The 22,838-nt window shown below is 70.7% G+C and carries 23 protein-coding genes and 3 tRNA genes; 7 read left to right on the top strand and 19 right to left on the bottom strand.

The annotated features are described in order from the left end of the window. Nucleotides 1-19: 19 nt before the first annotated feature. Together RM788_RS26210 and RM788_RS26205 are read right to left on the bottom strand one after the other, a co-directional pair. On the bottom strand, nucleotides 20-1,447 hold the full coding sequence (locus RM788_RS26210) for a hypothetical protein (protein ID WP_315934428.1): 1,428 nt from the start codon (nucleotides 1,445-1,447) through the stop codon (nucleotides 20-22). A gap of 161 nt (nucleotides 1,448-1,608) precedes the next feature. After that, complete coding sequence (locus RM788_RS26205) at nucleotides 1,609-1,812, bottom strand: hypothetical protein (RefSeq protein ID WP_315934427.1); 204 nt, start codon at nucleotides 1,810-1,812, stop codon at nucleotides 1,609-1,611. Nucleotides 1,813-1,935: 123 nt separating this feature from the next. On the opposite strand from RM788_RS26205, the gene RM788_RS26200 reads away from it, so the two are divergent. Further along, nucleotides 1,936-2,817 carry an NAD-dependent epimerase/dehydratase family protein gene (locus RM788_RS26200; protein WP_315934426.1) on the top strand — a complete coding sequence of 294 codons (882 nt, stop codon included), beginning with the start codon at nucleotides 1,936-1,938 and terminating at the stop codon, nucleotides 2,815-2,817. Here the strand turns inward: RM788_RS26200 and RM788_RS26195 are convergent. Further along, entirely contained in the window at nucleotides 2,804-3,706 is a 903-nt protein-coding gene (locus RM788_RS26195) for a ribonuclease Z (RefSeq protein WP_315934425.1), read from the bottom strand. The two genes, RM788_RS26200 and RM788_RS26195, sit on opposite strands and share 14 nt — an antisense overlap. Before the next feature lie 23 nt (nucleotides 3,707-3,729). On the opposite strand from RM788_RS26195, the gene RM788_RS26190 reads away from it, so the two are divergent. Beyond that, nucleotides 3,730-4,545, top strand: a complete 816-nt coding sequence (locus RM788_RS26190; RefSeq protein ID WP_315934424.1) for a serine hydrolase domain-containing protein — start codon at nucleotides 3,730-3,732, stop codon at nucleotides 4,543-4,545. A 93-nt stretch (nucleotides 4,546-4,638) separates the two neighbouring features. After that, a complete protein-coding gene (locus RM788_RS26185; RefSeq protein ID WP_315934423.1) occupies nucleotides 4,639-5,535 on the top strand; it encodes an SGNH/GDSL hydrolase family protein in 897 nt (298 codons plus the stop codon). 36 nt (nucleotides 5,536-5,571) lie between these two features. On the opposite strand, the gene RM788_RS26180 is transcribed toward RM788_RS26185, so the two are convergent. From RM788_RS26180 to RM788_RS26170, 3 genes are all read right to left on the bottom strand, one after another. Beyond that, the gene (locus tag RM788_RS26180) at nucleotides 5,572-5,907 is read right to left on the bottom strand and encodes a hypothetical protein (RefSeq protein ID WP_315934422.1); all 336 of its coding nucleotides are present in this window, start codon (nucleotides 5,905-5,907) and stop codon (nucleotides 5,572-5,574) included. A gap of 66 nt (nucleotides 5,908-5,973) precedes the next feature. After that, nucleotides 5,974-6,483, bottom strand: coding sequence for a DNA-processing protein DprA (locus RM788_RS26175; RefSeq protein WP_315934421.1), 510 nt, complete (start codon nucleotides 6,481-6,483; stop codon nucleotides 5,974-5,976). 45 nt (nucleotides 6,484-6,528) lie between these two features. After that, nucleotides 6,529-7,359, bottom strand: coding sequence for a CPBP family intramembrane glutamic endopeptidase (locus RM788_RS26170; RefSeq protein ID WP_315934420.1), 831 nt, complete (start codon nucleotides 7,357-7,359; stop codon nucleotides 6,529-6,531). Between the two features lie 105 nt (nucleotides 7,360-7,464). On the opposite strand from RM788_RS26170, the gene RM788_RS26165 reads away from it, so the two are divergent. Continuing rightward, entirely contained in the window at nucleotides 7,465-8,019 is a 555-nt protein-coding gene (locus RM788_RS26165) for a helix-turn-helix domain-containing protein (RefSeq protein ID WP_315934419.1), read from the top strand. 105 nt (nucleotides 8,020-8,124) lie between these two features. Here RM788_RS26165 and RM788_RS26160 read toward each other — a convergent pair. From RM788_RS26160 to RM788_RS26130, 7 genes are all read right to left on the bottom strand, one after another. Then, nucleotides 8,125-8,197 (bottom strand) — tRNA-Arg (locus RM788_RS26160). A 37-nt stretch (nucleotides 8,198-8,234) separates the two neighbouring features. Continuing rightward, nucleotides 8,235-8,324 (bottom strand) — tRNA-Ser (locus RM788_RS26155). 194 nt (nucleotides 8,325-8,518) lie between these two features. Beyond that, nucleotides 8,519-10,489 carry an acetoacetate--CoA ligase gene (locus RM788_RS26150; RefSeq protein ID WP_315934418.1) on the bottom strand — a complete coding sequence of 657 codons (1,971 nt, stop codon included), beginning with the start codon at nucleotides 10,487-10,489 and terminating at the stop codon, nucleotides 8,519-8,521. A gap of 57 nt (nucleotides 10,490-10,546) precedes the next feature. Then, nucleotides 10,547-11,320: an ESX secretion-associated protein EspG gene (locus RM788_RS26145; RefSeq protein WP_315934417.1), complete on the bottom strand. Its 774-nt coding sequence runs from the start codon at nucleotides 11,318-11,320 to the stop codon at nucleotides 10,547-10,549. Continuing rightward, nucleotides 11,317-12,549, bottom strand: a complete 1,233-nt coding sequence (locus RM788_RS26140) for a PPE domain-containing protein (protein ID WP_315934416.1) — start codon at nucleotides 12,547-12,549, stop codon at nucleotides 11,317-11,319. Before RM788_RS26140 ends, RM788_RS26145 begins: the two co-directional genes overlap by 4 nt. Continuing rightward, the gene (locus tag RM788_RS26135) at nucleotides 12,549-13,001 is read right to left on the bottom strand and encodes a hypothetical protein (RefSeq protein ID WP_315934415.1); all 453 of its coding nucleotides are present in this window, start codon (nucleotides 12,999-13,001) and stop codon (nucleotides 12,549-12,551) included. The genes RM788_RS26140 and RM788_RS26135 overlap by 1 nt, the downstream gene beginning before the upstream one ends. A gap of 101 nt (nucleotides 13,002-13,102) precedes the next feature. Next, nucleotides 13,103-13,789: a dienelactone hydrolase family protein gene (locus tag RM788_RS26130; protein ID WP_315934414.1), complete on the bottom strand. Its 687-nt coding sequence runs from the start codon at nucleotides 13,787-13,789 to the stop codon at nucleotides 13,103-13,105. 134 nt (nucleotides 13,790-13,923) lie between these two features. On the opposite strand from RM788_RS26130, the gene hisC reads away from it, so the two are divergent. Continuing rightward, nucleotides 13,924-15,000, top strand: coding sequence for a histidinol-phosphate transaminase (gene hisC / locus RM788_RS26125; RefSeq protein WP_315934413.1), 1,077 nt, complete (start codon nucleotides 13,924-13,926; stop codon nucleotides 14,998-15,000). Here the strand turns inward: hisC and RM788_RS26120 are convergent. The 6 genes from RM788_RS26120 to RM788_RS26095 form a co-directional block, all read right to left on the bottom strand. Next, nucleotides 14,989-15,744 carry a sulfite exporter TauE/SafE family protein gene (locus RM788_RS26120; RefSeq protein ID WP_315934412.1) on the bottom strand — a complete coding sequence of 252 codons (756 nt, stop codon included), beginning with the start codon at nucleotides 15,742-15,744 and terminating at the stop codon, nucleotides 14,989-14,991. The genes hisC and RM788_RS26120 overlap by 12 nt on opposite strands. Before the next feature lie 127 nt (nucleotides 15,745-15,871). Next, nucleotides 15,872-16,222 (bottom strand): VOC family protein, encoded by a 351-nt coding sequence (locus tag RM788_RS26115; protein ID WP_315934411.1) that lies wholly within the window; start codon nucleotides 16,220-16,222, stop codon nucleotides 15,872-15,874. 59 nt (nucleotides 16,223-16,281) lie between these two features. Then, complete coding sequence (locus RM788_RS26110; RefSeq protein WP_315934410.1) at nucleotides 16,282-17,889, bottom strand: SdrD B-like domain-containing protein; 1,608 nt, start codon at nucleotides 17,887-17,889, stop codon at nucleotides 16,282-16,284. A gap of 208 nt (nucleotides 17,890-18,097) precedes the next feature. After that, on the bottom strand, nucleotides 18,098-18,541 hold the full coding sequence (locus tag RM788_RS26105; protein ID WP_315934409.1) for an NUDIX domain-containing protein: 444 nt from the start codon (nucleotides 18,539-18,541) through the stop codon (nucleotides 18,098-18,100). Between the two features lie 67 nt (nucleotides 18,542-18,608). Continuing rightward, nucleotides 18,609-18,696 (bottom strand) — tRNA-Ser (locus tag RM788_RS26100). Between the two features lie 15 nt (nucleotides 18,697-18,711). Then, nucleotides 18,712-19,221 carry a MarR family winged helix-turn-helix transcriptional regulator gene (locus RM788_RS26095; protein ID WP_315934762.1) on the bottom strand — a complete coding sequence of 170 codons (510 nt, stop codon included), beginning with the start codon at nucleotides 19,219-19,221 and terminating at the stop codon, nucleotides 18,712-18,714. Nucleotides 19,222-19,328: 107 nt separating this feature from the next. Between RM788_RS26095 and RM788_RS26090 the strand changes: the two genes are divergently transcribed. Together RM788_RS26090 and RM788_RS26085 are read left to right on the top strand one after the other, a co-directional pair. After that, nucleotides 19,329-21,041, top strand: coding sequence for a bifunctional metallophosphatase/5'-nucleotidase (locus tag RM788_RS26090; RefSeq protein ID WP_315934408.1), 1,713 nt, complete (start codon nucleotides 19,329-19,331; stop codon nucleotides 21,039-21,041). A 725-nt stretch (nucleotides 21,042-21,766) separates the two neighbouring features. Beyond that, nucleotides 21,767-22,690 carry a KPN_02809 family neutral zinc metallopeptidase gene (locus RM788_RS26085; RefSeq protein WP_315934407.1) on the top strand — a complete coding sequence of 308 codons (924 nt, stop codon included), beginning with the start codon at nucleotides 21,767-21,769 and terminating at the stop codon, nucleotides 22,688-22,690. The last annotated feature ends 148 nt before the right edge of the window (nucleotides 22,691-22,838 follow it).

The raw sequence follows: 22,838 nt of genomic DNA, 5'->3' as shown, positions 1-22,838 counted from the left end.
GGGTTCGACTCGCGAGGGCCTACGCGGTGACGGCTTCGCCGAGTTCGACGGTGGTCAGGACGTCCTCGCCCATCGGGATCGCGGGCTCCAGCGGGCCGAGGTTGGTGCCCCACTCCTGGTCGGCCAGCGCGAACGCGGCCACCGTGAGCGCTGCGACCGGACGGCCGCCGGGCAGCTGCTCGGCGTGGAAGTCGACCTCCAGCCGGGCGCCGAGCGGGGACGGGCGCAGCCGCAACGTGGCCTGCGGCGCCTCCTCGGGGTGCGCGAAGCGGCACGACCAGTCGGTGAAGACGACCGGCCGTTCCACGATCTCCGTCGGGTTGACCGCGCGGACGTTCGCGCCGACGGAACCCGCCCGGAAGCCGTCCGCCGCGTCGACCAGCAGCTCCTCGAACTCCATCGACGAGACGCCGAGGTCGTGGCCCGCCACCAGGGCGACCTGGACCAGCGACAGCGGCAGCTGCGGGAGGGCGTCCTCGAAGCAGACCATCGCGCCGCCGTAGCGGGTGTTGATCTCCGTCGGCAGGAAGCCGTCCTCGGTGGCGATGCCGTCGAGGGTGAACGTGCCGCGGTAGTCCACCGTGGAGCGCAGCTGCTCGCCGACCCGGCGGGCCAGGTTGCGCATCTCGTCGCGGATCCAGGCGGGCGGGTCGTAGTACGACGCGCAGCCCGCGTAGAGGAACCGGGCCGATCCCGCGCGGCGCGGCACGACCATCTCGATCGGACGGAGCACCGCCGTGCCGTCCGGGAACACGATCCCGTGCACGCTGACCGGGATCCCTTCCAGGAACGGCATCACGCGGACGAAGTCGCACTTGCGCGCGAGCACCTTGAAGGCGGTCGCGGCCTCCTCGCGGGACCGGACGCGGCGGACGAAGTTCGCGCCGCCGTTGATCTCGGGCCCGTCGCCGCTCCACACGACACCCGCGCCGCGATCGAGCTGCTGGGTGGCTTCCCAGAGCGCCTCGAGGTCGAGGTCGAGCACCACGGCGGGCGCGCGCGGCGCGGACAGCTCGTCCCACAGCGCGTCGATCGTGGTCTTGTTCTCCAGCTCGACCCACGCCTGGCGGCGGTGGTTGAGCACCGGGCGGCCCGCGAACTCGGCCGTGGAGATGTAGGGGGTGCTGACGACCAGCGCCTCGCCGTCCGGGTCGAAGTCGTCCAGGACGCTCCTGATCTCGGCGGGAGGGTTCTCCAGCAGGTCGGTCAGCCTGCGCTGGTCGACCGCGACGAACCCGCCCGCGATCCCGAGGGGCACCCAGCGGGAGACCTCGGAGTCGTGCAGCGGTGCGTGGTCCTCGGTGGAGAGCACGAGCGTGTGGCGAGCACCGAGCTGGTTCAGCTCGGCCACGCGACTGCTCAGTCGCGTACCCCCGGCGAGCACGACCTTGCGGTCGCCGAACAACGTGCGAAGGCGCTCTTGGAGCGCGGAGAAGACAGTATTCATCGCCGAGACTCGCTTTGAAGAGAAGCAGAGGAGAGCACCGGCGAGCGCCGGGTGATCCGCACTGTAGATGCACCCGGGTGGATCGGCGAAGCACGGTCCGGCAACAACCGCGTGAAAGTCGGGGGAAGTCTCCCCGGCGGGGGTTGTCCCGGACCGCCGGATCAGCGAGCGGCGTCGCGAAGCACCTGGTCAACGCGGTTGAGGAAGGCCCGTGCGCCCTTGGGCTTCGGGAACGCGATGTGGAGCGAGGACAGCTCGTCCTCCGAAGCGGGAGCGGCGGCGACGATGGCCGCGGCGTCCGCGAGGAACTGCTGGCGCTTGGCCATCAGGTCGGCGTGCCCGGCCAAGGCGCCATCGATGCTCATGTGCACAGCTGGATGCGGGTAACTCACATGGGTTGTATCGGTCCACTCGATCGATACCTTTAGGGATATTTTTGGCCAGTTGTACTTAAGCCGATCGAGGGTCGTTCTGCTGGGATGGGCGACATGAGAGTCCTGGTCACGGGCGCGAGCGGTTTCGTCGGCCGCGCGGTCGTCGCACACCTGTTGGCCAGCGGTCACCAGCCGCGTGTCCTGACGCACACCGCGCCGGGCCCGGAGGGGGTCGACGCCGTCCACGGCGACCTGCTGGACCGCGCCGCCGTCGCGCGGGCCGTCTCGGGCGTGGACGCGGTGGTGCACCTGGCGGGGCTCGGCCGGGTGCGGGAGTCGTTCGAGCAGCCGCTGCGGTACTACGACGTCAACGTCGGCGGCACGCTCAACGTGCTCGCCGCGAGGCCCGAGCGCCTGGTGTTCGCCTCCACCGGCACCGTCTACGCGCCCTCCGCCGACCCGCTCACCGAGGACCACCCGCGCGCCCCCGCCAACCCCTACTCGGCCACGAAGGCGGCCGCCGAGGACGCCGTGGCGTGGGCAGCGCGGGCGGGCCTGGTCGGCGCGGTGACCCTGCGGCTGTTCAACGCGGCGGGCGGCGGCGACCGGGACACCACCCGCGTGATCACCCGCGCGGTGGAGGTCGCGGCCGGACGGGTGGAGTCGCTGGTGGTGTTCGGCGACGGCTCGGCGGTCCGCGACTTCGTGCACGTCCGGGACGTCGCCGCGGCCGTCGTGCTCGCGTTGGGGCGCAGCGCGGTCGGGCGCCACGACGTGGTCAACGTCGGCGCGACGGCGGCCTCCGTGCGGGATGTGGTCGACTCCGTCGAGCGGGTCACCGGCCGACCCGTCCGCCTCGCGCACGCGCCCGCGCACGTGGGCGAGGTGCCCGTGCTGCGGGCGGACACGAGCCTGGCGCGGGAGCTGCTGGGCTGGCAGCCGGAGCACTCGGCGCTCGACGACCTGGTCCGCGACCAGTGGCTCAGCCGCGCTTAGGCACGGGGATCCGCTGGAGGTCCTTGGCGACCACGATCTCGCCGTCGAACACCTCGGCGGCCTCGGCGTGGAACCGCGAGGGGTCCGGGTAGCGCTGGGAGAAGTGCGTGAGCACGAGCTTGCGCACCCCGGACTCGGCGGCGACCGTCGCGGCCTGCCGGGCGGTCAGGTGGCCGTGCGCGACGGCGTGGCGCTCGTCCTCGTGCAGGTAGGTCGACTCGATGACGAGCATGTCGGCGTTCTCGGCCAGCGCGTAGACCCCGTCGCACAGCCGGGTGTCCATGACGAACGCGAACCGCTGGCCCGGCCTCGGCGTGCTCACCTGCTCCAGGGTCACGTCGCCGAGCGCGCCGCGCTCCTGGAGTTCGCGCACCCGCGGACCCGCGATGCCGTGCCGCTCCAGCAGGTCCGGCAGGATCCGCCGCCCGTCCGGTTCGACGAGCCGGTAGCCGAAGGTGTCCAGCGAGTGGTCCAGCCTGCGCGCCTCGACCGTGCCGAACGGGCCGGTCGCGAGCACGCCCTCGTCGTGCACCGGCTCCTGGCGGATGTCGGTCACGTCGTAGAACGAGCTGGCGTGCCGCAGCCGTTCGAAGAAGTGCTGCCCCGACGCCGGGTAGTGCGCGTGCACCGGGCGGGTCACCTTGTCCAGCGACAGCCGCTGCACGATGCCGGGCAGCCCGAGGCAGTGGTCGCCGTGGAAGTGCGTGAGGCAGATCCGGGTGATGTCGCTCGCCGCCGCGCCCGCCATCAGCATCTGCCGCTGCGAACCCTCGCCGGGGTCGAACAGCAGGCCCTCGGCGTCCCAGCGCAGCAGGTAGCCGTTGTGGTTGCGCGCACGGGTCGGGACCTGGCTGGCGGTGCCCAGCACGATCAACTCACGGATCGACACCGCACGACGTTAACGTTGGGGGCATGGAGAGCCTGCGCGCGGTGTCCGAGTGGCCGGTCGACAACGCGGCGGCCGCGGTCGTCTCCTCCGACGGGCGGGTGGTGGGCGCCCACGGCGAGGTCGACCGGCCGTTCGCGCTCGCCTCGGTGACGAAACCGCTGGTGGCGTACGCCGTGCTGGTCGCCGTCGAGGAGGGCGCGGTCGAGTGGGACCAGCCCGCCGGGCCCGAGGGGTCGACCGTGCGGCACCTGATCGCGCACGCCTCCGGGCTCGCGTTCGACAGCCGCGCCGTCCAGGCCACGCCGGGCAGCAGGCGGATCTACTCCAACACCGGCTTCGAGGTGCTGGCCGAGACCGTCGCCGAGGCGACCGGGATCGCGTTCGCCGACTACCTGGCGGAGGGCGTGTTCGGGCCGCTCGGGATGACGGCCACCGCGCTGGACGGCAGCCCCGCGGCGGGCGCCGTGTCGACGGTGACCGACCTCGGCCTGTTCGCCGCCGAGTTGCAGGCGCCGAAGCTGGTTTCGAAGGGCTTGGTGGCCGAGGCGACAGCGGTGGTGTTCCCCGGTCTGGCGGGTGTCCTGCCCGGTTACGGCAACCAGCGCGAGAACGACTGGGGACTCGGGTTCGAGATCCGTGGCGACAAGTCGCCGCATTGGACGGGGGAGTCGAGTTCACCGTCGACCTTCGGCCATTTCGGCCAGAGCGGCACTTTCCTGTGGGTCGATCCCGGCGCGGGTGTGGCGTGCGTCGCACTGACGGACCGCGCTTTCGGGAAATGGGCCGTCGAGACGTGGCCCGCGTTCACCGACTCGGTTCTCGCCGAACTGACGGCTTGACGATTTCCCATCTCAATTGGCGATTGGGGCAACCGGTCGTCGATTCTCCTCGTGCTGTCGTCCGACAGATCAAGGTGAATCGATGGGGGCAAGATGAAAAGGCTCTGCACAGCGGTGCTCGCGGGCGTCCTCTCGCTGGTCGTGGTACCGGTGGCCCAGGCAGGAGCACGCGGCCCGTTGCAGGTCGTGGCGCTGGGCGACTCCTACGCTTCGGGTGTCGGGGCGGGTGACTACGAGCCGGGAACCGACGGGAACTGCTACCGGAGCGCCAATTCGGCGTCGGCCGTCGTGGTGGCGGATCTGCGCGCGAGCGGCAAGCAGGTCGACTTCACCAACGTCACGTGCAGCGGTGCGGCCATCGCCGACCTGAGCACCTCGTTCAAGGAAGAACCGCCGCAGTTGGACGCCCTCAAGGCGGACACCGGCCTGGTCCTGATGACGATGGGCGGCAACGACGTCGAATTCGCCGCCTACGCGGGCCAGTGCATCCAGTCGGATTGTTCGGGAGCGGGCACGCGGGCCCTTCTCGACCGGCTGCCGAAGATGACGTCGGACCTCACCGCGCTGCTCGGCGAGATCAAGTCCCGCAGCCCGCGGGCGAAGATCGTGCTCAGCGGCTACGGCCGCCAGTTCACCCCCGGCGCGAACGCCGAGGGCGTGGCGCTCGACCCGATCTGCGGCGAGGGCATCCTCACCCCGCAGGAGCGCGCCGACGGCGCGACCGTCGCGTCGAGCGTCGACCAGGCGCTGCGCACCGCGACCGGCGCGGCCCGGCAGCAGGGCGTGAACGCCCGGTATGCCGGCACGTTCACCGGTGGGGTGCTGCGGCCCGAGTTCGAGGGCCACTCGATGTGCCAGGCGGGCACCCCGTTCTACCGCGGTCTCGAGGCCGTCTTCACGCCCGGCCAGGAAGGCGCCGTGGCGATCCTGCACCCCAGCAGGGCGGGCCAGACCGCGTTCGCCGCGCTCGTGGAGTGCGAGCTGCGCTGATCGCACGGGGAACGGCCTGCTCCGGCGAGCCGTTCCTCAGCTCTCCTGCGCTTCCAGCCGCAACGCCAGCTGCTGGAGGACGCCCGGCACGTTCGCGTCCTCGCACTGCTCCTCGTACGCGTGCGCGACCGCCTGGAACCCCAGCGTCAGCCCCGCCGTGAACGCCGCCACCCGCGCCATGACCTGCTCCAGCGCCACCCGCACGAACTCGGCCATGTCCTCCGTGCTGCCGTCCGGGACCGCGACGGAGTAGCTGAACACGTCCTCCTGCAAGAGCTTCAGCGCAAGGCGCAGATCATCCGCCTCCCCGTCGCCGCCGTGCATCAGCGTCAGCACGCCGATGGCCCGCTGCATGATCTCCTCGTTGCGCATGACCGAACGATCCCACCCCGCGCCCGACTTGCGGCGGAATAACACCCGCCCAGCCGAGGGCGCCGCTCAGATCGGCACGACCAGCAGCGCTTTGCCCTTGGACGCCGCGTACCCCAGCGTGTAGCCGGTCCCGCTCCCCTGGTCCCCGCTGCGCGGGAAGCCGATGACGAGTTCCGACCGGTCCACCATCCACCGGTTCCGCTCCAGGTACCCGTCCGTCCCGACCTCGTCGGTGTCCAGCTCCACCACCTCGGCCAAGCGGCCCGCCTCGCGCCACTTCACGATCACGTCAGCGGCCTCGTCGGGCTGGTCGCGCACCGTCCGCGGCACCACCACCGACACGTCGGCCTTGCTCGCCGCGGCCAGCCAGTCGAGCGCCGCGGTGTCCACCCCGACCGCCCCGCCCAGGTAGAAGTGCGCGCCCGACACGGCGAACGGCAGCACGTAGGCCTCGAACACCTCGACCAGCTCCTCGGCGGAGAGGTGCTCCACGGCCCGCGCGCCGATCACGGTCACGGCCAGAGCCACCCCGCACCTCCCGCCCACCGTGGTCACCAACGACCACAACGTTCTCACGCCCACCACCACCCCCGGCAGGCACGAGTCCACAACGGAGTCGGCTCAGCGGCGGGCGGGTTCGGACAACCGGTCCACGCGGACCGCGCGATCACGCCACCCGGCGAGCAGCAGGCCGACGACAACGACCTGCACGACCAGGATCGCCACCTGCGTGATCGGGGAGTCGACGCTCAGCAGCGCCATCGTCGCGTTGACACCGAGGTGCACCGCGACCGCCGCGGGCACGCCCTCGCGCTCGTAGGCGCACCCCGTCAGCAGCGCCATCGGGATCACGGTCAACGAGAACAGCAGACCGCTCCAGCCGAACAACCCGAACCGCGACTGGACGGTGCCGGCGATGAAGAACAGCGGCAGGTGCCACACCGCCCACACCACACCCAGCAGCAGACCCGCTTGCAGACGCCCCATCGACGCCCGCAGTCGCGGGTAGGCCGTCCCCCGCCAGCCCGGCTCCTCCGCCAGCGGGCCCCCGATCAGCATGCTGACGAAGAACCCCACCGGCCCACCCACCTTCGCGACCAGCTCCAGCCCTCCGTCCAGGCTCACCGCCGGACCACCCAGGACGTCCGCGACCACCGCGGCCACCACCACCGTCGCCGACGCCAGCACCAGCAGGGGCAGCACCCAGAACGGCCGCGCCTTCACCGCGTGCACGGGAACGGCCTCGCCGCGACGGCGTCGCCGGATCCGGACCGCGATGGCCCCGAACACCGGTCCGAAGCCACCGAGCACGTAGGGGATCGCGGTCGGGGAACTGGTCGGCGTCCCGCCGAGCCCGATCGCGATGAGCCAGAACGTCCAGGTGGTCGCGAACGTGACGACCCAGAACAGGGTCAGGCCGCCTCGATCGCGTGCAGGGGTGGTGATGCTCACTTCGTCCTCTTCCAGGGGATGCGGGAGGGGCAGGACCCTCATTGTTCTCGCTGATGGGAACTTTATCATCTTTGAGAACATTACCGTACGTGAGAACATGAACCCATGGCAACCGCGGACCTCCTCCTCCACCCAGTCCGGATGCGCGTGCTCCAGGTCCTGTTCGACACCGACCCGCTCACCACCGCCCAACTCCGCGAGCGACTGCCCGACATCCCACCTGCGACGATGTACCGCCACATCGCCGTCCTCACCGACGCGGGCGTGCTCGAGGTCGTCGGCGAGAAGCGCATCCGCGGCACCGTCGAACGCAGCTACCGCATCCGCGAGGAAGAGGCCGTCGTCGACCCCGCGGCCCGCGCCGCCATGACCCACGACGACCACCGCAGGGCCTTCACCACCTTCGCCACCTCACTGCTGGGCGACTTCGACCGCTACCTCTCCCAACCGGGCGCCACCCCGCCCGAGGACGGCGTCGTCTACCGCCAGGCAGCGGTCTGGGCCACCGAGGAGGAGTTCGCCGCCATGATCGAAGAGATCGAAACCGCGGTCCTCTCCCGCACCGACAACCCCCGCGAGGCCCCCCGCACCCGCCACGTCATCAGCCTCGTGGCCGTACCGGACAAGCCCAGGAACGCCACGAAGCCGGACACCGAGTGATGCCGATGGCGCACCTCGACCCGCCGGGGTGCGCCATCGGGAGGTGAACAGGGCATGGGAAAAGCGAGAAGCCCGGCACCAATTGGTGCCGGGCTTCTCGCTCGATGCGCCCGAAGGGATTCGAACCCCTAACCTTCTGATCCGTAGTCAGATGCTCTATCCGTTGAGCTACGGGCGCGTGTATTCAGTTGTCACCTGGCCGAGGCCGGGTGTTGCGGAGGCTCCGGGATTTGAACCCGGGATGGGCGATAAACCCAAACCGCATTAGCAGTGCGGCGCCATAGACCAGACTAGGCGAAGCCTCCCGGAGCCCTCGGCTACGACGCATAGATTACACATGCCCCCACCTGACAAGCAAAACGGCCCCCCTCTAACACCTCAGGAGGGGCCCTCAGACCTCGAAACGCCTGGTCAAAGACCTGAAGACCGATCATGCGGTCACGCCAGGGACCGGGTTAACGGCACGTGACGCGCATGATCGTGATCTTCGTCTCCCCAACTACTTTCCGACGAGGTCGAGGAAAGGGGTGAGGGAGTCGGGATTGCGGAGGGCGTCGAGGCTGACGGCTTGGGCGGGCGGGGTTCCTGCCAGGATCTTCTTGACCGGGACCTCGCACTTCTTGCCGTTGAGGGTGCGGGGGATCTCCGCGACGGTGATGAAGCTGTCGGGGACGTGGCGGGGTGAGAGGTTGGTGCGGAGGTCCTTGCGGAGCGCGGGTTCGAGGTCGGCGAGTGCGACCCCGTCGTCGAGGACCAGGAAGCACAAGAGCCTGCCGTCGGTCTGGCCGGCGCCGGAGGTGTCGATGACGAGTGAATCCGCTACGCCGGGGATGGCTTCGACGACGCGGTAGAACTCGCTGGTGCCCATGCGGACGCCGCCGCGGTTGAGGGTGGAGTCGCTGCGGCCGTAGATGACCGACGAGCCGCGCGGGGTGATGCGGATCCAGTCGCCGTGGCGCCAGACGCCGGGGAAGTCCTCGAAGTAGGCCTCGCGGAGCTTGGAGCCGTCCTCGTCGCCCCAGAAGTACACCGGCATGGACGGCATGGGCTTGGTGACGACCAGTTCGCCGACCTCGTCGACGACCTCGTGGCCCGCCTCGTCGTAGGCCGTGACGGCGGCGCCGAGGGCGCGGCAGGACAGCTCGCCCAGCCAGACCGGGAGGTCGGGGGCGGCGCAGACGAACGCCGTGCACAGGTCGGTGCCGCCGGAGACGCTGGCGATCTGGACGTCCGCGCCGACGGCGTCGGCGATCCAGCGGAAGCCCTCGGGGGTGAGGGGGGCGCCGGTGGAGCCGACCACGCGCAGGCCGGTGAGGTCGTACTGCTCGCCGGGGCGCAGCCCCTCCTTGAGGCACGACTGGATGTAGGGCGCGGACGTGCCGAAGTAGGTGACGCGGTGCTGCTCGGCCAGGTGCCACAGCGCGTTCAGGTCCGGGTGCGCGGGACTGCCGTCGAACAGGACGACCGTGGAGCCGACGAGCAGGCCGGCGATGACGAAGTTCCACATCATCCAGCCGGTGGTGGTGAACCAGAAGAAGCGGTCGCCGGGGCCGAGGTCGGCGTGCAGGCCGAGCATCTTCAGGTGCTCCAGCACGATGCCGCCGTGGCCCTGCACGATCCCCTTGGGCAGCCCGGTGGTGCCGGACGAGTACAGGACCCACAGCGGGTGGTCGAACGGCACGGCCTCGTACGCCATGGGCGCGCCGTCGTGCTCGGCCAGCAGCTCCGCCCAGCCGACCGCGCCCGGCAGCGCGCCGCCGGTGTAGTCGACGAGCACGGTGGCCTTCAGGGAGCCGATCTCCGACCGCAGCTCCTCCACGGTCGGGCGCACGTCGAACGCGCGGCCGTTGTACCGGTAGCCGTCGACGGCGATCAGCACCGTGGGCTCGATCTGGGCGAACCGGTCGGAGATGGCGCGCGCGCCGAAGTCCGGTGAGCACGACGACCAGGTGGCGCCGAGGCTCGCGGCGGCCAGGAACGCGATCAGCGCCTCCGGTGTGTTGGGCACCAGTGCGACCACCCGGTCGCCCCTGCTCACGCCCAGGGCGACCAGACCGGCCCGCACGGCGGCGACCCGGCGGCGCAGCACGCCGTAGGTGAGGTTCTCGGCCAGGCCGTCCTCGCGGTGGAAGATCACCGCGAGGTCGTCGTCCGCGCGGCCGGGACCGGGGCGCAGGGCGTGCTCGGCGTAGTTGAGCGTCGAGCCGGGGAACCACCGGGCTCCCGGCATGGTCGCCGCGCCCAGGACGCGCTCGGGAGGTGTGTGGAAGGCGATGTCGAAGAACTCGGCGATCGCGCCCCAGAAGGCCTCGATGTCGGTCGTCGACCACGTCCAGAGTTCGGCGTAGTCGGCGAAGTCGAGCCCGCGCGCGGCTCGTAGCCAGTCGCGGAACGCGGCCATCCGGCTGTCCGCGACCCGGTCGGGGTCGGGCTGCCACAGGAGTTCGGCCTCGGCGTGCGTGTCGGTCATACCCAGTTCCTAGCCGATCCGACGGCCGAGAACCACAGGAGGAACCCACACAACGGGCTAGCCGCGACTGGCGTCTTCCACCAGGTCCTCCAGTTCGGTGGTGAGCCGCGCCGGGTCGGTCGGGGCCATCACGAACCAGCCCGCCTCGTTGCGCACGAGGTACCGGCCGTCGCCGCTGTCCAGCCACGACAGCGTCCGCCCCGTCGGGTGCAGGTACCCCGCCCGGTTGCGGCCGATCACGCCGACCTGGCCGCCGCCGCTGCGGGTCGTGAGGGCCCGCATGAGCGTGGCCGCCTCCGGTTCGCGCACCCCGGCGTACCGCAGCGAGCCGAGGAAGCCCGGCACGCCGTCGCGTTCGCCCGCGGCGCCCGCGGCGAGGTAGTCGTCCCAGCGGAGGTTGACCGAACGCCCGGCGCCCGGCCTGGCCGCGGGCAGGGTCGACACGGTCGTCGACGCCAGCGCGGTGGGTCGGAACCCGGCGAGCTGGATCTGGTCCCCCACGCGCGCCGCGAAGGCACCGTGCGTGCCCGCTGTGGCCAGGCCGCGGGCCGTCTCGCCCCGGCGGGAGAACACCAGCTCCAGGCCGACGTCGAACTCGACCAGGCCGCGCAGCAGCGCGTGCAGCTCGCCGTCCGGGCGTTCCACCGTGCCGAGGCCGCGCGCGGCGAGCGTTCGGGAGCAGGTCGCCAGCAGCTCCGCGCGGTCGGCCTCGGTGCGCCCGTAGTGCCCGGCGCCCACCGGCACCGGGTGCCGGTCGCCGTGCACGGAGGTCCACAGCACGAAGAACTCCTGCGCGGCGAGCCGGAAGACCCGCGGTTCGTCGTCGATCATGTGCCGATCACCGGCGGCGCGGCCTTGTTGTCCAGTCCGAACAGGTCGTCGTCCTCTTCGAGGTACCGGGCGCGGCGGTGGTCGGCTCCGTCGGACTGCGAGCCCATCGGGGCCGGGGCCATCGGCGCGCCGCCCATCATGCCGCCGCCCGTCGAGCCGCCACCGGCCTTGGGGGCCTGCGCGGACGCGGGCTGCGCGGACGCGGCACGCGAGTCCGGGCCGCCGATCACGCCGCTGGAGCCGCCGGGACCGGACGGGGCGGCCGGACCGCCCGCGCCACCGCCGCCGCCACCGAACGACGGGGAGGGCTGGTAACCGCCACCGGAGGAGTAGCCGCCGCCGCGCGCGGCCGGGGCGTAACCGCCACCACCGCCGCCGCTGGAGCCGCTGGTCGTCGCCTGCGTGCGACCCGCGACCGGCGGCACGATCGCCGGGCCGACCACGGGCGCGGCGGCACCGGTCGTGGGCGCCGCGACGCGGTCGACGCCGAGCGCGGGCTGCTTGGTCTCCGGGGGCGCCACCGGGTTCACCGGCGGGCTGAACGCGGGCACGGTCTGGTCGACCGCGAACGAGCCCTGCTGGAACGCGGCCATCACGTTCGCGGCCGTGCGGTGGCCCGCGTCGGCGGCCGCGGTCGCGCCGACCACCGGCGCGCCGACCTGGTCGATGCCGGTGAACGGCGACTGCGCCCCGGTGACCGGGGTGGGCGTCGGCGCGGCGACCGGCGACAGCGGGTCGACCGGCAGCGGGTCGACGGTCGCGGGCACGGCCGGGGCGATCGGCGCGATCGCCGACGGGACCGGTGTCACGACCGCGGGGGCCGGTGCGGGCGGGGGCATCTGCTCGCGCGCGGTCTGCACGTGCTGGATCTCCACCGTGATGCACTCGGCGACGTTGTTGGCGTGGTCGCTGGTGTTCTCCGCCCACTTCACGACGGTCAGCAGGCCGTCGCGCGCCTTCTCGGCCGACTCGCCCTCCCAGCCGCTCGACGAGGCGAAGATCGCGCCGATGAGCTGGTCCTTGACCTCGGCCAGGGTGGTGCCGAGCGTGGTCCAGTTGTCCTTGACCGACGCCGCGCTGGTGAGGTCGACGCCCGTGTGCACCATGTCGTAGAGCTCCTGGTGCGTGTAGGTCATCCAGTCGACCTTCTCGCCCAGCTCCGAGGGCTCCTTGCCGGACTTGTGCTCCGGGTAGGGGTTCGGCGGGCTGTCCTTCTTGCGGTCCACCATCAGCGCTTGCCCCCCATCGTGTGGGCCAGGTCCTCGTCGGTGTTCGCGGTGCTCTCGGAGGCCTGCCGGACGGTCGCCTCCACGTCCTCCAGCACGTCCAGGAACTCGCGGATCACGAAGACCGCGGATTCGTGGTCCCCGACGGCGACTTCGCGCAACCGGCGGCTGATCGACCTGCCGACCCAGTTGTCGCCGAACTGCAGCGGGATGTCCAGCTGGTCGCGGACGGCGGTGTACAGGTCCGACACCCGGTCCCGCGCGTCACCGATCGCCTTGATCAGATCAGCGGCGGAACCCTTGTCCAGCTGGACTTTTCCCTTGTCCACGGCCTGGTCGACGGCGGCGACCGCGCTGTGCGCCGTGGCCAGGTCCGCCTGCGCGTCGGTGGTGAAGTTCGGTTGTGCGGCGACCGCACCGACCACCGGTGGCGCGGTGCTTGCGTCCTCGGACATCGACTACTCCCTTGCACAGCAAGTACCCGCGAGTCCGTCGCGGATACCTCCTTAGATGTACCCGCAAGGACGTTCGGTTCCAATCACCCGAAAAGATCGTCCTATCGGAGGTGTGAATCGAACCAGTTCAGGACGCGCTGCCACGCCTCCGCGCTCGCGGCGGGCGAGGTGTCGAACCGGTGGCTGGAGTCGGTGAACCGCACGACGTCCGTCGCGATCTCCGAGGACGCCGCCGCGTCGCGCAGCTTCTCCACGTCCGCCTGCGCGATCTGGCTGTCGTCGTCGCCGTAGAGGCCCAGCCACGGGCAGGTCAGCTCGGCGGCCACCTCCACCAGCGGCGGCAGGCCTTCCGCGAGCGGCGTGAGGATGCCGCCGCCGCCGATCGTGACCGCCGCGCCGATGGTCCGGCTCCCCGCGACGACCAGCGCGACCGAGCCGCCGAGGTCGAAGCCCAGCACGCCCATCCGGTCGGCGGGAACGCCCTGCTGGCCCAGCCACACGAACGCCACGTCGGTGTCCTCCAGCACCGCTTCGCCGGACAGCTTGCTGACCCGGTCCGGCACATCGCCGTCGGCCAGTTCGTCCACGTCGCGGTAGAGGTGCGGGGCGACCACGAGCCACCCCTCGTCGGCGAGGGTGCCGACGAGACCGCGCACCGTGTCCGTGACGCCGCGGGCCTCGTGCAGCACGACAAGGCCGCCGCGGACGGCGTTCTCCGGCTCGGCGACGGTCAACCGCAGTTCACGGCCGTCGGTGAGCGGAAACGTCTCGGTCCGGGTCTGAGTCATGGGTCCACCCTTCCACGCCGGGGTGAACAACGGTCAACGTGACCAACCAGACGGACCAGTGTCCCGATCCGGGCCCTCGACGGGATAACGTCCAGCTCAGGCCCGCGTCGTCGCAGGCCGGAAGGAGTTCTGGGATGTCCGTGCGAACCCGTGCCGACCTGGACGCGCTGCCGTCCTACGTGCCCGGCAAGACCGTTCCGGGTGCGATCAAGCTCGCCAGCAACGAGGTGTCGGCAGGCCCGCTGCCCAGCGTGGTGCGCGCGGTGGCCGAGGCGGCGACCGCGATGAACCGCTACCCCGACACCGGGTGCGTCGAGCTGGTCGCCCGGCTCGCCGACAAGCTCGGGGTGCCCGCCGACCGGATCGCCACCGGCAGCGGCTCGGTGACCCTGTGCCAGCAGCTCATCCAGGCCACCTGCGCCGACGGCGACGAGGTGCTGTTCCCGTGGCGATCGTTCGAGGCGTACCCGCTGCTCACCCACGTCGTGGGCGCCGCGCAGACGCGCGTGCCGCTGACGCCGGGGCACGAGCTGGACCTGGACGCGATGCTCGCCGCGATCACGCCGAGGACGCGGCTGCTGTTCGTGTGCAACCCCAACAACCCGACCGGCACCGCCGTGCGCACGGCCGACCTGGAGGCGTTCGTCGCCAGGGTGCCGAGCGACGTGCTGGTCGTGGTCGACGAGGCCTACAAGGAGTTCGTCGACGACCCGCACGTGCCCGACGGCGTCGAGTTCGCGAAGACCCAGTGGGAGCGGGGCCGCGACAACGTGGCCGTGCTGCGGACGTTCTCCAAGGCCTACGGCCTGGCCGGGCTGCGGGTCGGCTACGCGGTGGCGTCCGAACGCGTCGTCGAGGCGCTGCGCAAGGTGTACGTGCCGTTCGCGGTCAACGTGCTGGCCCAGGTCGCCGCGATCGCGTCGCTGGACGCCGAGGACGAGCTGATGGAGCGGTGCCGCGCGATCGTGGCCGAACGCGGCCGGGTGCGCGACGAGCTGCTCGCGGCCGGGTTCGAGGTGCCGCTGTCGCAGGCGAACTTCGTGTGGCTGCCGCTGGGCGAGCGGACGGCGGCGTTCAACGAGCACTGCCTGGCGCACAAGGTCGTGGTGCGCGCGTTCGCCGGGGACGGCGCGCGCGTCACCATCGGCGAGCCGGACGAGAACGACGCGTTCCTCGCGGCCGCGAAGGCCTGGTCGGCCTCAGCCGAGTAGCAGCTTCGCGATCGCGGCGAGGCCGACGACCACGATGACGGCGCGGAGGGCGACCGGGGGCAGTTTCCGGCCGACCTTCGCGCCGATCTGGCCGCCCACCACCGAGCCGACGGCCAGCAGCAGCACCGGCAGCCACGCCACGTGGGCGATGAAGATGAACAGGATCCCCGCGACCAGGTTCACGAACGCGGTCAGCACGTTCTTCAGCGCGTTGAGCCGCTGGAGGTGCTCGGTGACCAGCACGCCCATCATGCCCATCACCAGAACGCCTTGCGCCGCACCGAAGTAGCCGCCGTAGATGCCCGCGGCGAACACGCCGAACCACAGCAGCAGGCCGCCGTCGGCCGGGCGCTCCGCGGTGCGCTCGGACAGCTTGCGGTTGAGCCACGGTTGCAGGACGACCAGCACCAGCGCGATGACGATCAGCACCGGCACGATCGCCGAGAACGCCTTCTCCGGCAGCGTCACCAGCAGGATCGCGCCGACGATGCCGCCGAGGATCGACGCGGGCAGCAGCCGCTTGACCCGGCCCGCCTGGCCCTTGAGCTCGTTGCGGTAGCCGAACGCGCCGCTCAACGACCCCGGAACCAGGCCGAGGCTGTTCGACACGTTCGCCACCACCGGCGGGTAGCCGACCGCGAGCAGCACCGGGAACGTCACGAGCGTGCCCGACCCGACGACGGTGTTGATGCCGCCCGCGAACACCCCCGCCACCACCACGGCGACCATCTCGAGCGGCGTCACGCTGTCTCCCCCGGTTGGTTCGCGATGCGAGAACTATGCCCGCCCTGGCGGGTGAGACGTGGGATGTGTGGCAAGTGCGACAGTCCCTCGGCGCGGCTCAGGCGTCCCGGTTCGGGGACTCAGGGGCTCAGGGCGCGAAGACGCAGAACTCGTTGCCTTCGGGGTCCGCGAGGATGTCCCACTCGATGTCGTCGTCCTTGCGCCGCACCAGCGTCGCCCCCGCCGCCAGCAGTTCGTCGGTGCTGCCGGTGACGTCGATGTGCATCCGGTTCTTGACGACCTTGGCCTCCTCCACCGGCACGACCCAGATCAACGGGCCCGCCCCGGTCGGGTCCTCGATCGGCACGGGCCAGGCCGTGGGCCGTTCGGCCTCGCCCTCGACGGTCCGGCGGACGTAGCCGATGGCCGCGCACCACCAGTCCGCGAGCGCTTGGTGGTCACCGGCGTCCAGGCACAGGTCTTTGAAGCGAGCGGTCATGCGTCAAACATGGCAGGGGTGGCGCCGCGGCGCGACACCACCCCTGCGCGCGCTTCGGGTCAGGCCTGCTCGGGCTGCTCCTTGCCCTTGCGGCGTCGCAGCGCGACCACGATCCCCGCTCCGCCGCCCAGCACGAGCAGGCCGAGTAGCGAAAGGCCGAGGACGCTGGCGCCGGTGGAGGCGAGGAAGCCTGAGGAGTCGTCGTCCGCGCCGTCCGCGGCGACTGGCGCCTCGGAGGTGGGCTCCATGGTGGAGGTTTCCGGCGTCGTGGGGGTGGCGGTTTCCGGGTCGGCGACCTCCGGGCCCGCGACCACGGACAGGTCGTGGACGTGGGGGACGTCCTTGACCAGGCTGAACAGGTTGTCCTTGCCGGTGACGAGTTGCCACGGGCCGACGACGACGGGGTCGTAGCGGCCCGCGGGGACGCCCTTGAACTCGAACTTGCCGTCGGCGTCGGTGGTGGCGCTGGCGACCGGGTGGGTGGTGCCGGTGTCGACGAGGACGATCTTGGTGGTGGCGACGGGCTGGTCGCCCTCCTGCGTGAGCCTGCCGGAGGCGTCGGCCGGGTCGCCGGGGACCTTGGCGGTGTCGACGGACTGCGGGTAGCCCTCGCCGCCGTCGGTCTCGGGGCCGAACTGGCAGGTCGCGGACACGTAGCCGTAGGCGGAGGAGCCCTGCGGGATCGCGGTCTTGACCTCGACGACCTTGGTCTGGCCCGCGGCGAGCGCGACGCCGTCGCCCTCGTACTCGAGGTCACCCCAGCTGTCGTCGGTGTTGACCAGCTCGAACGGCTCGCCAGCGCCGGTGCAGAACGCGTGCACGGCGGGGAACGCGGTGTCCTTGCTGGTCAGCGTGACCTTCAACCCGAGGGTGTCGCCCGCGGCGTAGGAGTCCTTGTCGAACTCGAGCTTCGCGTCGAGCCGGTCGGACACGCCCTTGTCGGCCTTGCGGATGACGTCGACCTGCTTGCCGGTCTGCACGACCACGCCGAGGTCCGGCGTCACCTGGTACCCGGCCGCGCCGACGTACGTGGCGCGGTAGGAGCCCGTGGCCAGACCGGGGAAGACGGCCTTGCCGTCCGCGCCGGTGGTCAGCTCCTGCTCGCGGGCCGCGTTCGACGGACCGATCAGGTGCACGGCCACCCCGGCCACGCCCTCACCCGCGTCCACCTTGTTGTCGCCGTTCGCGTCGGTGTAGACGGTGAACGCCGCCGTGCCCGCGCCGAACGTGACGGAGGCCTTCGCGTTGACCGAGTTGTTCGACTTGTCCGCCTCGGCGGAGTTCGTGACGATCTGGACCTGGAGCACCAGCTGCCCGTCCACGACCTGGCTGACCTTGCCGGTCAGGTGCACCACCTGCGACGCGCCGGGCGCGAGCCGGATGCCGGTCGACGTCTGCGCCACCGGCCCCCACGAACTCGTCTCCGGCCGGAAACCCGACGTGCCGCCACTCGTGCCGACCCGCACCTTCTCCGCGGCGGCGGAACCGGTGTTCTTGATCGTGATGGTCGCGGTGATCGCCTCACCGGAGTCGAAGGCGGGCTTGTCGAACGCCCCCGTCACCTCCAGCTCAGCGCCCGTGGGCTGCGCGGCGGCGGCAGTACCCGGCAACGCCAGGGCGAACACCGCCGCGACGGCGGCGAGCCCGCTCGTGATCCGACTGGACAAGAGGTGGACCTTCCCCCGATGAGTGGTGCCGCGGCGGATGACCGACCTCCCCCAAGGCCGCCGTCGAAGCACTGCGTTGCGGACCGCGCACCAAGCGCTGGCAGACCGGACCGGGCTTCGCCCGCTCAGTTGCCCAATCGCCCCCGACCACCCGCCCGTTACCCCCGGCGACCCCCCGACCAGCGATCTTTCCCGTTTCGTGACCGCACTACGCGGGATCCGCCCAGCCGAGAACGGTCAGCGGCGTGCCGTCGAGGTACCCGCGGATGCCCGTCAACGAGTACGGGAGCAGGTCGGTCGGCAGCCGGTCGCGGTCGAACCACTCCAGCGCGTAGCACTTGTCCGGCTCGCGGTTGACCGGCTCACCGCCCCACTCGCGCACCTCGAAGAACAACCCCATCCGCGACCCGCCGCCACCCACGTGGACGTGCGTGGTGTGCACCAGCCGCAGATCATCGAGCCCGATCAGCACCCCGGTCTCCTCCTCGGCCTCCCGCGCGGCCGCCGCCAGCACCGACTCACCGGGTTCGAGCTTCCCCGCGGGCAGGTGCCACACCCCGTCCGCGAACGCCCCGCGCCGTTTCGACAGCAGGACCTCGGTACCGCGGACGAGGAGGAGGTGGACGTCGATCACGATCAGCCAGTCGGACATCCGTGCAGTGTGGTGGACCTCGAACGCCGGAAAGGCGCGCCCCGCCCTGGGGCACGCCTTTCCGGATTGGCGGAAGCGGAGGGATTTGAACCCCCGGATGGTTTCCCATCTTCCGCTTTCAAGGCGGATGCATTCGGCCGCTCTGCCACGCTTCCCGGTGTACTGGGAGGTTACCCGTCCAGCGCGCGCAGGTGGGTCATGACCCGGTCGAACACCTTCGCCAGCACTTCCTGCTCCTGCGGCGTCAGCAGGTCGATGATGTGTTCGCGCACGCCGTTGACGTGGGTGGGGGCGGCGGTCTTGAGGGCTTCGAGGCCGCGGGCGGTGAGTTCGGCGAGGACGCCGCGGCCGTCGTCCTGGCATTCGCGCCGGACGACGAGGCCTTCGCGTTCCATCCTGGCGACCTGGTGGGAGACGCGGCTCTTGGAGGAGGCGACGTCCTCGGCCAGTTGGGACATGCGCATCCGGTGGCCCGGCTGTTCGGAAAGCCGAACCATCAGCTCGTAGTCGGCCAGCGACAGTCCGTGACCGGTCTGCAGCTCGCGGTGCAGGCGGTCTTCCAGCATCGCCGCTCCGGTCACGTAGTTGCGCCACGCGCGCATCTCGTCCTGATCGAGCCAACGCGGCTCCTGCCCGGCATCCGTCACACCTCCCAGGTTAATGCCGAGGGGCCACGACATCTCCATTCGCCGACGATCGACGCGGATGTCTGGTTTCTCACTGCCCGGAAGGGCAAACTCCTGCGCCGTAGCGCGCCTGCCTACTCAGGCGCCCCGCAGGAGGAAAAATGAGTTCGTTCAGACGGACCGCCGCGTTCGTGGCGACCGCCGGGGTTGGACTGGCGATCACGTTCGCCGGCAGCCCGGCCCAGGCAGATGTCGACGCCCAGCGCGCCCAGCGCCCGGTCGACGTCCGCCTGATCGGCATCAACGACCTGCACGGCAACATCGAGCCGCCCACCGGCTCGTCGGGCCGGGTGACGTTGGCCGACGGCACGACGGTGAACGCCGGTGGCGCCGCGTACAACGCGACGCACATCAGGAAGCTGCAGTCCGAGGTGAAGAACTCGGTGATCGTCGGGCAGGGCGACCTGATCGGCGCTTCGCCGATCGTATCGGCGCTGTTCCACGACGAGCCGACGATCGACTTCCTGAACACCGTGGGCCTGAACGCGACCGCCGCGGGCAACCACGAGTTCGACGAGGGCTACAAGGAACTCCTGCGCATCCAGCAGGGCGGCTGCCACCCGGTGGACGGCTGCCAGTTCAACGACACCTACAAGGGCGCGAAGTTCCCGATCCTGGGGGCGAACGTGACCAAGGTGAAGTCGGGTCTGCCCGCGCTGCCGCCGTTCTGGGTGGAGATCCGCGACGGCGTCCCGATCGGCTTCATCGGCATGCCGCTGAAGGACGTGCCGATCCTGGTCGACCCGAACGGGATCAAGGAGCTGCAGTTCGGCGACGAGATCAAGGCCGCCGACAAGTACGCGGACCTGCTGAACCTGATCGGCATCAAGTCGATCGTGCTGCTGGTGCACCAGGGCGACAACCCCCTCGGCAACACCGGCCCCAACGGCTGCACGAACACGCCCGGCCCCGGTCAGCTGATCGCGGAGAAGGTCAGCCCGAAGATCGACGCGGTGTTCAGCGGGCACAGCCACGCGAACTACAACTGCACGGTCAAGGACCCGGCGGGCAATCCCCGCCCGTTCATCGAGGGCCTCGCCTTCGGCCGTGAGCTGTCCGTGGTCGACCTGAAGATCGACCGCAAGACCCGCGACGTCATCCGCTCGGAGACCAAGGCCGAGAACAAGGTCGTCACCCAGGACGTCACGCCGGACGCGGGCGTCCAGGCGATCATCGACAAGGCGAAGACGAAGTCGGGTCCGATCGCGAACAAGCAGATCGGCACCATCAGCGCCGACATCCTCCGCGCCCAGGCCACCACCGGCGAGTCGCCGCTGGGCAACCTGATCGCCGACTCGCAGCTCGCCGCCACCACCGGCAACGGCGCGGTCGCCGCGCTGATGAACCCCGGTGGCGTGCGCGCCGACCTGACGTTCCCCAGCTCCCCCTCGGGCGAGGGCAACGGCGTGGTCACCTACGGCGAGGCGTTCACCGTCCAGCCGTTCGGCAACATCCTGCAGACCGTCACGCTGACCGGCGCGCAGCTCAAGACCGTGCTCGAGCAGCAGTGGTCGGCGGCCCGGCAGATCGTGCTCCAGCCGTCGTCGAGCCTGACCTACAGCTGGTCGACCTCCGCGCCCATCGGCTCGAAGATCACCAACCTGTCGATCGCGGGCGCTCCCGTCGACCCGGCGGCGAGCTACCGGATCACGATCAACAGCTTCCTCCAGGGCGGCGGTGACGGGTTCCCCGGCTTCACCGCCGGCACCGCCATCACCGGCGGCGGCATCGACCTGGACGCGTTCGCCGCGTACCTGGGCTCGCACCCGAACCAGGCGCCCCCGGCCCTGGGGCGGATCACGAACACCCCGTAGTCGGAACGACCCCGTGGGGCGGTGGGCTTCGGCCTGCCGCCCCACGGGCATGTCCGGGGGTGCCCCCACGCCTCGCGTAGCCAGGTAGGTCGACCTTCTGCCCGACCAACGCGGAAAAGCATTCCGATTCACTTTTCGAGTACGGGGAGCAGATCCGGGAAAAGATCGCCTGGACTTTTTCCCCGAATCTGATCATTCCACTTCGTTCGCTCTGCGCAACCATTGTCAGCGCTCCGTGCACACTTCCGGTGGATGGAACATTTCACCACTTCAGGGCCTTGGTGAACGGTTGTGATTCGGGCCGATCAAGCGCATAGTCGAAGCAGGGACAGGCCACCGGACAAACCGGAAAACCATTTCCGATGGCGCCCCCGGAAGGGATCAGGTGGTGCCGTGCAGCGAACTCTTCGCACTGGCGTTCGTCGTCGGCTGCATCCCCGCGACCGGACCTGATCTCTCGATCCGGTCGCGAAAGTGAGCAGCGGCAGCCGGGTATCGGGTGCGCAGGCACCATTGGTGTCATCCGCGCACATCGACGCTGTTGAGCTCGACGTCGGTTCCCTCTCAGAGGCGGACCGGTCGACTTCCACGCCAACCTCGCGACGACGGCGATCGTCGAAATCACGTTTGAACACCTGGGCGCGGTGCCCGAAGTCGGGCGCCGCGCCCAGGCGTGCGCGCGGGGCTATCGTGTGCCGCTACGGGCCCTGGCGGGAGGACATACGGTGCAGTTCAACGAGGACGCCGAACTCGACACTTCCCAGATCGACGACCAGCGCGGTGGCGGTGGCGGCGGGGGTATCGGTGGTCGGGTCGCGGCCGGTGGCGGCGGGCTCGGCGTGGTCGGGCTGATCATCTACTTCCTGCTGTCCCAGTTCACCGGTGGCGGCGGAGGTGTCCAGATCCCCAGCGGTTTCGGTGACGTGGGGCAGAACCAGCAGGTCGACTCGTCGGCGCTGCGGGACAAGTGCAAGACGGGCGCCGACGCGAACCGCGAGGACGACTGCCGGGCGGTCGCGTTCATCAACTCGATCCAGGCGTACTGGAGCGACCAGTTCGCCCGCTCCGGCAAAACCTACCAACCCGTGAAGACCAACTTCTTCCAGGGCGGCGTGAGCACCGGTTGCGGCAGCGCCTCCTCGGACGCGGGGCCGTTCTACTGCCCGGCCGACGCCGAGGTCTACATCGACCTGGCGTTCTTCCAGGAGCTGAAGACCACGTTCGGCGCGACCGGCGGCCCGTTCGTCGAGGCCTACGTCCTCGCCCACGAGTACGGCCACCACGTGCAGGACCTGAACGGCACCTCCGACCGCGTCAAGGAGGGCACCGGCCCCACGTCCGACTCGGTGCGGCTGGAACTCCAGGCCGACTGCTACGCGGGCGCATGGGCCAACCACGCCACGAACACGCCGACGGCTTCTGGCAAGCCGCTGATCACCGGTGTGACCGACGACGACGTGAACGCCGCGCTGGACGCCGCCAGCCGCATCGGTGACGACTTCATCCAGAAGAACCTGGGCGGCGGCAACGTCGACTCCAGCCAGTTCAGCCACGGCTCCTCCGCCCAGCGGCAGAAGTGGTACCGCACCGGCTACGAGAGCGGCGACCCCACGCGGTGCGGGACGTTCGACACGAACGACCTGGGCTGACGGCTCCGGCGGGCACTCCGGTCACGGGGTGCCCGCCTGCTTGTCCGGGCGGGTTGGGACGCGGGAAAACCTCACGTTACTTGGGACCCCCCGATTTCCACTTCACCGGCGGGCACCGGCAGAACCGGCTCGCCCAAGATCGTTCTCG

The organism is Umezawaea sp. Da 62-37 (assembly GCF_032460545.1).
GTDB lineage: Bacteria > Actinomycetota > Actinomycetes > Mycobacteriales > Pseudonocardiaceae > Umezawaea.
Note: the sequence above shows the minus strand (reverse complement) of the source record. Positions and strands in the feature narration are given on the sequence as shown.